The organism is Azospirillum sp. B2RO_4 (assembly GCF_051124815.1).
In the GTDB taxonomy this organism is placed as follows: domain Bacteria; phylum Pseudomonadota; class Alphaproteobacteria; order Azospirillales; family Azospirillaceae; genus Azospirillum.
Map to the genome: position 1 here is coordinate 2,619,701 of NZ_CP118485.1, position 10,300 is coordinate 2,630,000.

The 10,300-nt window shown below is 66.1% G+C and carries 8 protein-coding genes, 1 tRNA gene and 2 rRNA genes (1 of these 11 only partly in view); 4 read left to right on the forward strand and 7 right to left on the reverse strand.

What is annotated here, in order from left to right:
- Position 1: 1 nt before the first annotated feature.
- The 3 genes from PWS46_RS12570 to PWS46_RS12580 are packed head-to-tail and all read right to left on the reverse strand — an operon-like array spanning position 2 to position 3,811.
- Positions 2-856, reverse strand: a complete 855-nt coding sequence (locus tag PWS46_RS12570; protein ID WP_434615678.1) for an alpha/beta fold hydrolase — start codon at positions 854-856, stop codon at positions 2-4.
- A gap of 16 nt (positions 857-872) precedes the next feature.
- Positions 873-2,960, reverse strand: a complete 2,088-nt coding sequence (locus PWS46_RS12575) for an acetate--CoA ligase family protein (protein ID WP_434615681.1) — start codon at positions 2,958-2,960, stop codon at positions 873-875.
- A 26-nt stretch (positions 2,961-2,986) separates the two neighbouring features.
- On the reverse strand, positions 2,987-3,811 hold the full coding sequence (locus tag PWS46_RS12580) for an enoyl-CoA hydratase/isomerase family protein (RefSeq protein ID WP_434615684.1): 825 nt from the start codon (positions 3,809-3,811) through the stop codon (positions 2,987-2,989).
- Positions 3,812-4,065: 254 nt separating this feature from the next.
- On the opposite strand from PWS46_RS12580, the gene PWS46_RS12585 reads away from it, so the two are divergent.
- The 4 genes from PWS46_RS12585 to PWS46_RS12600 all read left to right on the forward strand — a co-directional run bounded on the left by PWS46_RS12585 (position 4,066) and on the right by PWS46_RS12600 (position 8,390).
- A complete protein-coding gene (locus PWS46_RS12585; RefSeq protein ID WP_434619993.1) occupies positions 4,066-4,884 on the forward strand; it encodes an IclR family transcriptional regulator in 819 nt (272 codons plus the stop codon).
- A gap of 174 nt (positions 4,885-5,058) precedes the next feature.
- Entirely contained in the window at positions 5,059-6,051 is a 993-nt protein-coding gene (locus PWS46_RS12590) for a Bug family tripartite tricarboxylate transporter substrate binding protein (RefSeq protein WP_434615687.1), read from the forward strand.
- A gap of 232 nt (positions 6,052-6,283) precedes the next feature.
- Positions 6,284-6,775, forward strand: a complete 492-nt coding sequence (locus PWS46_RS12595) for a tripartite tricarboxylate transporter TctB family protein (protein ID WP_434615690.1) — start codon at positions 6,284-6,286, stop codon at positions 6,773-6,775.
- A 73-nt stretch (positions 6,776-6,848) separates the two neighbouring features.
- Entirely contained in the window at positions 6,849-8,390 is a 1,542-nt protein-coding gene (locus PWS46_RS12600) for a tripartite tricarboxylate transporter permease (protein WP_434615693.1), read from the forward strand.
- 217 nt (positions 8,391-8,607) lie between these two features.
- On the opposite strand, the gene PWS46_RS12605 is transcribed toward PWS46_RS12600, so the two are convergent.
- From PWS46_RS12605 to PWS46_RS12620, 4 genes are all read right to left on the reverse strand, one after another.
- Positions 8,608-9,051, reverse strand: a complete 444-nt coding sequence (locus PWS46_RS12605) for a hypothetical protein (protein ID WP_434615696.1) — start codon at positions 9,049-9,051, stop codon at positions 8,608-8,610.
- 167 nt (positions 9,052-9,218) lie between these two features.
- A tRNA-Met gene (locus tag PWS46_RS12610) sits at positions 9,219-9,295 on the reverse strand.
- Between the two features lie 77 nt (positions 9,296-9,372).
- A 5S ribosomal RNA gene (rrf, locus tag PWS46_RS12615) occupies positions 9,373-9,488 on the reverse strand.
- 146 nt (positions 9,489-9,634) lie between these two features.
- A 23S ribosomal RNA gene (locus PWS46_RS12620) occupies positions 9,635-10,300 on the reverse strand; it runs 2,079 nt beyond the window's last position.

Consider the following 10,300-nt stretch of genomic DNA (forward strand, 5'->3'; position numbering starts at 1 on the left):
CTCACGCAAGTCGGGGGCTGTCCGCGTCGCCGTCCAGCCAGTCGAGAAGGAGGCGGTCGACCCTGTCGGCCGCTTCGTATTGGACCCAGTGCCCGGCATTCGCGACGATGCGGGCGTGGCGACGGGGATGGCCTTCGGTCAGATGGTGCGACAGCGCCTGCGGATCGCCGGTCACGTCATGCTCGCCCCACAGGAACAGGGTCTCCCCCTTCCGTCGGTCCAACTGCGCAGACAGGCTGTCGCCGCGGGAGAAGGGACGGCTGTGAAAGCGGGCTCGCCGGCAGGACGCCGTATGGATGAAGAGGGCGAGATCGTCGATGCGCTCCTCATCGTGGATCATCTGCACGGCGAGATTGTGCCGCATCCGCGCCGCCAGCTCCGCACCAGCAGCGTCCTTCCAGCGCATCGGCTCGCCATGGGGACGCCGAACGCCTCCATGGCCGGCGGAGCCCAGAAGGACAAGACGGGCGACCCCTCCCCGCCCCTCCGCGCTCCGTCTGGCCGCCGCATGAGCGGCTACCAGACCGCCGAAGGAGAAGCCGGCCATCGCGACTTCGGTCCCCACCCCGACGCAGCCGTCCAGCGTCGTCACCAGCCCGTCCACGAGGCTGTCGAGATTCGGGCGGACGGGCCGGTCGCTATCGCCATAGCCCGGCAGATCGACGGTCCAAACGGTATGGCGGGCGGACAGGGCATCGATGTTGCGCGCCCAGTGCATCCAGCTGCCGTGCCCGCCATGGATCAGGACCAGGGGCGGCCCGGCGCCGAACCGGTGCCAGCGGACGGTGCCGCCCGCGAAGGCGACGTCACGCCGTTCCGCCATCCGCTCGAGGCGCGCGATAAGCTCCGGCACCATCCTTGCTGCCGCCGGCTCAGCGGCCGATCACGGCGACGCCGTCGGCCGCCTTGACGCCCTGCCCCGCCGGCAGCACGAAGACCGGGTTGATCTCCGCCTCGACCAGACGGTCGCTCAGCCGGTCGGCCAGTTGCGAGAAGGCGACGACGGCGTCGGCCAGGGCATCGACATCGGCCTTCGGCCGGCCGCGATAGCCGTCGAGCAGCGGCCAGCTCTTCAATTCGCGGATCATAGCCAGCGCATCGGCGCGGCCGAAGCCGCCGGGGGGAACGAGGCGCAGGGTGGTGTCCTGGAACAGTTCGGCAAGGACGCCTCCCATTCCGAGCAGAACCGCCGTGCCGAGCGGATCGCGGTGGAGGCCGAGGATGATCTCGGTGCCACCGGTGACCATCTCCTGCACCAGGAAGCGCTCCGGCGTGGTGCCGGTCCGCAGCGTCACCTCGCCGGCCATCTCGCGCAGCCGCCCGGCCACCGCGCCGGCGGGAACCCCGACCGCAACGCCGCCGACATCGCTCTTGTGGGTGATCTCGCCGGACAGGATCTTCAGCACCACCCGCTCGCCCAGCTCTGCGGCTGCGGATGCTGCCTCGTCCGGCGTGGTGACCACCTGCTCCCTCACGCCCGGAACACCGAAGCGCGCGAACAGCGCCTTCGCCTGCGCCTCGTCCAGCGAACCCGACGCCAGATCGTCGAGCGCGGCCGGAGCCGAGGGCTGGACCGGTGCCGCCATTTGCCCCGCCGGTGCGGAAACCCGCAGCAGCGCGTCCAGCACGGCGGCGCAGCTTTCCGGCGCGGTGTAGGCCGGCACGCCGCTCTCGTTCAGCAGGGTGACGAGATTGGGGGCGTGCGGGCTGACATAGGCCAGGATCGGCTTGCCGCTGTTGGCCATGCAGTCCTTGATCGCCCCCACCATCAGCTCCGGCATGGCGAGCGCCGACGAACCGACGATAACGACCAGCGCGTCATAGGTCGGGCTGTCGAGCAAAGCGTTGATGGCGCCGCGCAGCAGGTCGGGCTTGAGACCGGCCAGCGTCACGTCGATGGGGTTGCGGTCGAGCGCCGCCTCGTCGCCGCTCTGCAGGGCGCGCAGCCGCCCGGCCGTCGCCTCGTCGGGGGCCGGCGTCTCGAAGCCGGACACGCCCAGCGCGTCCGACACCAGCGTGCCGGCGCCGCCGGTGGAGGTCAGGATGGCGACGCGCTTGCCGGCCAGACGCCGCCCGGTCGCCAGCCCCGCCGGAATGTCGAGGAAGTCGGCAAAGGTCTGGGCGCGGATGACGCCGACCTGCCGGAACAGGGCGTCATACATGCGGTCGGCGCCGGCCATCGCGCCGGTGTGGGAGACGGCGGCGCGAGCGCCCGCCTCCGACCGGCCGATCTTGAAGGCGACCACCGGCTTTCCCGCTTCGGCCGCGCGCAGGCAGGCGGCGCGGAACTTGTCCGGATTGCGGACGGCCTCGACATAGAGGGCGATGACGCGGGTCGCCTCGTCATCGACCAGATGGTCGATGAAGTCGGCCAGTTCGAGATCGACCTCATTGCTGGTGGAGACCAGCTTGGACATGCCGATGCCGCGTGCCGCCGCCCGCGACAGCAGCGCGCCGAGGATGCCGCCGCTCTGCGACACCAGCCCGACGGACCCGGCCGGGAAACGGTCCATTTCCAGGGCGCCGCTGGCAGACAGCGGGATGTCGTCGGTCAGGTTCACCAGCCCGATGGTGTTCGGCCCCAGGATGCGCATTGTACCGGCGGCGTCCTGCAACTCCCTCTGGCGGCGCTGTCCGGCCTCGCCGGTCTCGCCATAGCCGCTGGCGAGCACGATGGCGGCGGCGGTCCCCTTCGCGGCGAGTTCCCTGACCGCCTGGTTGGCGCGCTCCGCCCCCAGGCAGATCATCGCCACGTCCGGCGCTTCGGGCAGCGAGGCGATGTCCGGGTAGCAGCGCAGGTCGCCGATGTTGTCGACGCGCGGGTTGACCGGGTAGATCGCGCCGGTGAACCCGTGCTTGCGCAGATAGGCGACCGGCCGTCCGGCCGTCTTGCCGGCATCGGCGGAGGCGCCGATCACCGCGACGCTGCGCGGGGTGAAGAGGCGGGAAATGGCGTTCATGCTCTGGAAACTCCGGATGGAGGTGTTCAGGGGGCCTTGCCGGCGGTCTTTTCGTCGCGCCCTGACAGGAAGCTCATGACCGACTCCCGGTGCTCGGTGCTGGTGTAGCAGACGCCCTGCGCCTGGCTGCCCATGGCGAACACCTGACCGGCCGTCAGCTCGAAGCTCTGGTTGACGATCGCCTTGCCGAGTGCCAGCGCGGTGCCGGACCCCTTGCCGAGTTCGGCAGCCCAGGCCTGCGCCTCGCCCAGCAGCCGGTCGGCGGAAACGAGGCGGTCGGCGATGCCGAGTTGCAGCGCCTCGCCCGCCTCGACCTTCCGGCCGGAGAAGATCAGCTCCTTGGCCCGCGCCAGCCCAACCCGCCGGGGCAGGAAATACATGCCGCCGCCATCCGGGATGATGCCGCGCTTGATGTAGGACCAGGTGAAGCTGGCATCCTCGGCGGCCACAATGAAGTCGCAGGCCAGCGCGGTGTCCGCCCCCAGCCCGGACGCGGCGCCGTTGACCGCGGCGATGGTCGGCTTCGGCATGGTGTGCAGCAGCGACTGCGTGTGATGCACCCGCTGCTGGCGGTGCCAGCCGTTGAAGCCGATCTCGCCGGCCGGCGCCTGCATGCGCCGCTCCATGCCGGAAATATCGCCGCCCGCGCAGAAGCCCTTGCCGTTGCCGGTAATCACCAGCGCCTTGACGGCCTTGTCGGCGGCGACGTTTTCCAGAGCGGCGATGAATTGGGTGCGCATGTCGTCGCTCATCGCGTTGCGCTTTTCCGGACGGTTGAAATGGATCGTCGCAACGCCGGATTGGACGTGCAGTTCGATCAGCGGCTGGTCGGTCAGGGCGTTGGATGTCATGATTCCGGTATCCCGAACGGAAGAAGGGGGCGGTTGACGGCGCGGTGGAAGTCCAGCAGGCCTGACATGTTGCGATGGGAGCGCGACGCTCCCCGCCGGGCGATCCCGGAGCGGTGCGGCGGCCCTAATTATTCCGGGGGCCGGCTCGATTGCGATTGGCCGGCGGATTTTCTGCGCGTCGGACGATTTATGCTCTTGCTCCTTCCTGCCCGGCAACCCATCAATTCCACTCCATGGAATTGATGGGGGTGGACATGGATGCTGGAGCCAAGACACGCAAAACACCGTCCCGGCTCGACGCACCGGCTCAGAACCGCTCGCTGGAGCGGGGGCTGGAGATCCTCAAGGCGTTCCGTCCGGGCGCCGACGTGCTGGGCAACAGCGAGATCGCCGAGAAGACCGGCATCGCGAAGGCGACGGTCAGCCGGCTGACCCAGACGCTGGTCACCGCGGGGCTGCTGGTCCATGACCCGCGGGCAAGGGCCTATCGGCTGGGGGCCGCGGTGCTGAGCCTCGCCCTGGCCGTCCGGATGGGCAATCCGGTGCTGCAGGTGGCGCTGCCCATGATGCGCAGCGCGTCGGATCGATTGCGGTGCAATGTCGGGCTTGCCACCGCCGACCATGACGAGATGGTCTATCTCGATTCCGTCCGCTACAACCGCAAGAGCGCCCTGCGCACGGTGGTGTCGGGCCAGCGGGTGCCGATCGAGCTGACATCGCTGGGACGCGCCTATCTGGCGGCGGTGTCCGAAGATCAGCGACAGGCATTCCTTCAACGCCTGCAGGCGCGGCGGCCGGCGAAGTTCGCTCTCCTCGAACAACAGATCGCCGAGGCTATGGAGTGCGTGAAGCGAAACGACTATTGCGCAGCTGCTTGGCAGTTGGAGGTCGTCGCCCTGTCCACGCCGCTGATCATCCCCGGCCTGCCCGTCTATGTGGTGAACATGAGCCTTTCCACCCAGGAGCCGCTGCCAAAGGTGGTGGAACGCCTGCGCGGTCATCTTCTTGCCCTGCGCGCGTCAATCCTTGATGCGATGGACCAGAATCTGGCGGAAACCCCACTGCCTCTTTAGGACTGGACGGTCGATGGCGGGGTTTTGCCGGGCCCGACGACACTACCCTTCAACGCTCATGTCGCCCGCCTCCATTCGCCAATTCCACCAGATGGAATCGGCGGGGTGCGGATACGGTTGGTCATGCGTATACTCCGCAGCCAGTAGCATTCATCAAAAATTGGGGAGGAAGCGATGACCTTCGTGTTCGGAAGGCTTTTGAAATCAGGACTGCGCGCCGCTTGCGGCGGCATTGTCGCCCTGTCGCTGGGAACAGCGCCCGCCTTGGCCGACTATCCCGAGAAGCCGATCCATCTGGTCGTCCCCTTCTCGCCCGGCGGCGGCACGGATCTGGTGGCGCGCACCCTGGCGCTGGTGATGACCAAACAGCTGGGGCAGCCGGTCGTCGTCGACAACAAGCCGGGCGCCGGCACCGTCATCGGAACCGACTATGTCGCGAAGTCCGATCCGGACGGCTATACGGCGGTGGTTTCGACGTTGGCCCATGTGGTCAATCCGGCGCTGATGCCGAAACTGCCCTATTCCACCGAGAAGGATTTCGCTCCCGTCGTGCTGGTGGCGCGGTCGCCCAACATCCTGGTCGTCCGCCCCGACAGCCCGTACAAGTCGGTCAAGGACATCGTGGCCGCGGCGAAGGCGGATCCAGGCAAGCTGACCTTCGCGTCGAACGGCGTCGGGACATCCGCCCATCTGGCCGGCGAACTCCTGAAGAGCCTCAGCCATACCGAGATGACCCATGTTCCCTACCGCGGCGCCGGCCCGGCGATCAACGACCTGCTCGGTGGCCGCATCGACTTCTATTTCGGCACGGCCGGAGCGGTCGGCGGCTTCGTCACCAGCCACAAGCTGCGGGCCTTGGCCGTGACCTCGAAGGAACGCTCTCCGGCGTTTCCCGAAATCCCGACCGTCGCCGAATCGGGCGTCCCCGATTTCCAACTGGACGGCTGGTACGCGCTGAACGTGCCCGCCCGCACGCCGCCGGAGATAATCGCGCGCCTCAACGAGGCGGTGACCAAAGCGGCCCACACCAAGGAATTCCAGGAACGGGTCGTTTCGGAAGGCCTGATCGTCAGCACCGGCACGCCGGAGGATAGCGGGCGCTACCTTGAGGCGGAAATGAAGAAATGGGGCGCGCTCATCAAGGAAGCGGGCATCACCGCCGAGTAAACTGCGGGAATGATGGACGAGGGCGCCCAACTTCGTGACGCCCCTCCGCCCACCTGAGTGCCGCGGGTCACCCGTCGCACCGGATGCCCACCTCCCGGCAGCGCCCCTCGTCCGAAGCCGGACACGCAATCCCGACACCGTTCAAACTCTCATGCGGCAGGACAGCCGATGAGGCGCAGAGGTTTTTCCCTGCCGCGCCAGGGTGGCCGACGCAATCCAAGGGAGACATTCGATGCAAAGCCTCAAACTGCCCTGCAAGGACCGGATCGGCGCCGCCCTGCTCATCGCCATGGGGCTTGGCGTGATGGGCGCCGGCTATTCCTATGAATTGGGAACGCCCCGCCATATGGGACCGGGGCTGGTGCCCTTCGCGCTCGGAGGGCTGATGGCAGTCGTAGGGCTGCTGATCGGGCTGACCGCCGGCGGCTCGGCCCGCCTCACCGCACAAGGGTTGGCGCATGCGAAGGGGCATGGCGTGGCGTCCGATGGCAACGAGTGGCGCGGCTGGCTTTGCATCCTCGGCGGTGTCCTGGCCTTCGTCATTCTCGGCGACTATGGCGGCCTCGTCCCGGCGAGCTTCGCCGCGGTGTTCCTCTCCGCGCTCGGCGACCGCGAATCGTCGCTGAAGGAAGCCGCCGGCCTTGCTGCGGTAATGACTGCGGCCGGTGTCGTGATCTTCCATTACGGGTTGCAACTGCAACTGCCGCTGTTCCAGTGGGGCTGACCGGGGCGTGCCCCCGACCTCGATCGCAGCGCACCATCGCGGCCGCAACACGGCCGATGCCAATGAATGTTAAGTGGGGGAAACCTTGGAACAGAGCCTGACGGACCTGCTGTACGGCTTCAGCATTGCGCTTGAACCCGGAAATCTGATGTGGTCGGTGTTCGGCGTCCTGATCGGCAATCTGATCGGCGTGCTTCCCGGCATGGGCGCCCTGACCACCATCTCGATCCTGCTGCCGCTCACCTATTTCATCTCGCCGGTTCCGGCAATCCTGATGCTGGCGGGGATCTTCTACGGATCGCAGTATGGCGGCGCCATCGGTGCCATTCTGCTGAACCTGCCGAGCCATCCGCCGCACGCGGTGACCTGTCTGGACGGCTATCCGATGACCAAGGCTGGACGAGGCGGCGCCGCGCTGGGCGTGACGATGATGGCCTCCTTCTTCGCGGCGTCGGTCGGGATCATCGTGATGATCTTCCTGTCGCCGCTGCTGGTGGAGGTGGCGTTCAAGTTCGGGCCGACGGAAATCTGTTCGATCATGCTGCTCGGCCTGCTGGCGGGAGCGACGATGTCGCGCAGTTCGCCGCTGAAGGGCATCGCCATGACCCTTTTCGGGTTGATCTGCGGCGTCGTCGGCACCGACGTCATCACGGGCACCCAGCGTCTCACCTTCGGTTTGACCGAACTGGGCGACGGGATGGAATTGACCGCGCTCTGCATGGGTCTGTTCGGCGTGGCGGACTTCCTGGTCACCATCAACCGGGCGTCGGCGAAGCCGGTCAGGGTCAAGGTCCGGATGGCGGACATGAAGCCGACCCGCGCCGAATTGAAGCAGGCTTTCTGGCCGATGGTGCGCGGCACCGCCATCGGCACCCTGTTCGGCGCCATGCCGGGAACCGGCCCGACCATCACCACCTTCATCGCCTATGCCTTCGAGCGCAAGGTTTCCAGGACACCCGAGCGCTTCGGCACCGGCGCCATCGAAGGAGTCGCGAGTCCCGAGGCGTCGGCGCACGCGAAGACGCAGGTCGACTTCATCCCCACCATGTCCCTCGGCATTCCCGGCGACGCGGTGATGGCGTTGCTTCTCGGCGGTCTGATCCTCAAGGGCATCCAGCCCGGCCCGCAGTTGATCACCGAACACAAGGACATTTTCTGGGGACTGATCGCCAGCTTCTGGATCGGCAACGTGCTGCTGGTGGTGCTCAATGTTCCGTTGATCGGCATCTGGGTGCGAATGCTTCAGGTTCCGTTCAAGTATCTCTATCCGGCGGCCCTGCTGTTCATCTGCATCGGTGTCTACAGCACGCGCAACAGCCTGTTCGACGTGGCGGAAGTGGCGGCTTTCGGCATCGTCGGTGCCGTGTTCCTGAAGTTGGAATTTTCCCTCGCTCCGATCATCCTCGGCTTCGTGCTCGGCCCGATGTTGGAAGAGAACTTTCGCCGGGCAATGCTGCTGTCGCGCGGCGACGCCATGGTGTTTTTCGAGCGGCCGATCAGCGCCGGATTCATGACCGCCTGCGGACTTCTATTGGCTGTGCAGCTGTTCAGCTATTGGCGCAAACAGATCGTTGCGGCACCCATTTCCCAACCCGAAGAACTGATCTCGGAGTGAGCAGAGACCGAATTGCCGGTCCCTCCACCGCGCCTCACGAGACGTCAAAGACCGGCGATGGTCCCGTCGGATCACACTTCCGGGTTCGCTAGGCCGGAACTCGGTTCGAGCCAATCGAGTTCCTCCTCGACCCGACCGTAATGCCTGCTTTGTCATGATGCCCATCATTCTCACGGAAGATGAAGCTTTCAGGAATTCTGGCGCGGCTCATTCCCGATCATACCCTCGCCGCCGGCCTGCTTCGATCCTCGGCCCCGCGTAGGGGGCCATCCGCCACCGCAAGTTGGTCGGTTTGCGGGTGGGGCAGCATCTCCGGCCGACCTCCGATGGCTTCCTGATCCAGCTGGAACGCGAGGACATCAAGTGCGGCGGTCCGATGAACTTCCCGCTGCCGGCCAGCTTGGCGCCCCACATGGCACGCTATCTCGACCAGCACCGACCGCGGCGGCTGCAAGGCCATGCCCATGATGCCCTGTGGATCACCCGCGAAGGTTGGCCGATGACCCTCAACGGCGTTTTCAGCCGCCTTTAGCGCGCAACCCCGGCCGTCCTCGACGAGCGGATCAACCCGCACCTGCTGCGCCACTGCGCCGCGACCGCTGGAGGCGGCCCTCGCTGGCGGCGAGGACAGCGCCGAGGCGATGGAGATGGTGCGGATCATGATCGACCGCGTCGTCCTCACGCCCTCCCCTGCGAGCGCGGGGTTGGACGCCGACCTGCACGGCGAGTTGGCCGGTGTCATGGCGGTCTGCGAAGGCGTCGCTCAGATGCGCAAGGCCCAGACGCACGAACGCCCCGGCTCTTTCGAACCGGGGCGTCAAGTGTCGGTGGTTGCGGGGGCAGGATTTGAACCTGCGGCCTTCAGGTTATGAGCCTGACGAGCTACCGGGCTGCTCCACCCCGCGGATGTTCTTGATATGGCGTGACGGACGGTGACGATGCAAGCTTGTGCTTATGGATTAGCGTCTCTTGAGCCTGAGTGACCTGGCGGCGACCTACTCTCCCACGTCTTAAGACGCAGTACCATTGGCGCGGAGGCTTTTCACGGCCGAGTTCGGGATGGGATCGGGTGTTTGACACCTCGCCATGACCACCAGGTCACCAAGGCTCAAGACCGACGCTTATCCGAAAGCTTCGCTTGTTCAGTGCAAGTGAGGGAGGAGTGTGTATCGAACTGCGGCGCGTGCTGTCAAGCTGCTGTTTTGAGCAGGCTTGCTGCTGCGCATGGCGCGGTTAGTGGGGTCGAGATCAAGCCGATCGAGCGATTAGTAAGGCTTAGCTTCAAGCATTGCTGCCCGTCCACATGCCTCCTATCGACGTGATGGTCTGTCACGGCTCTCAAGGGAGCTCTGGTTTAGAGGTGGGTTTCCCGCTTAGATGCTTTCAGCGGTTATCCCGTCCATACTTAGCTACCCGGCCATGCCACTGGCGTGACAACCGGTGCACCAGAGGTATGTCCATCCCGGTCCTCTCGTACTAGGGACAGATCCTCGCAAAACTCCGACACCCACGGCAGATAGGGACCGAACTGTCTCACGACGTTCTAAACCCAGCTCACGTACCACTTTAATCGGCGAACAGCCGAACCCTTGGGACCTGCTCCAGCCCCAGGATGTGATGAGCCGACATCGAGGTGCCAAACGACTCCGTCGATATGGACTCTTGGGAGTCATCAGCCTGTTATCCCCGGCGTACCTTTTATCCGTTGAGCGATGGCCCGTCCACGTGGAGCCACCGGATCACTATGGCCGACTTTCGTCTCTGCTCGACTTGTCAGTCTTGCAGTCAGGCGGGCTTATGCCATTGCACTCGACGAGCGATTTCCGACCGCTCTGAGCCCACCATCGCGCGCCTCCGTTACACTTTGGGAGGCGACCGCCCCAGTCAAACTACCCGCCATGCAGGGTCCC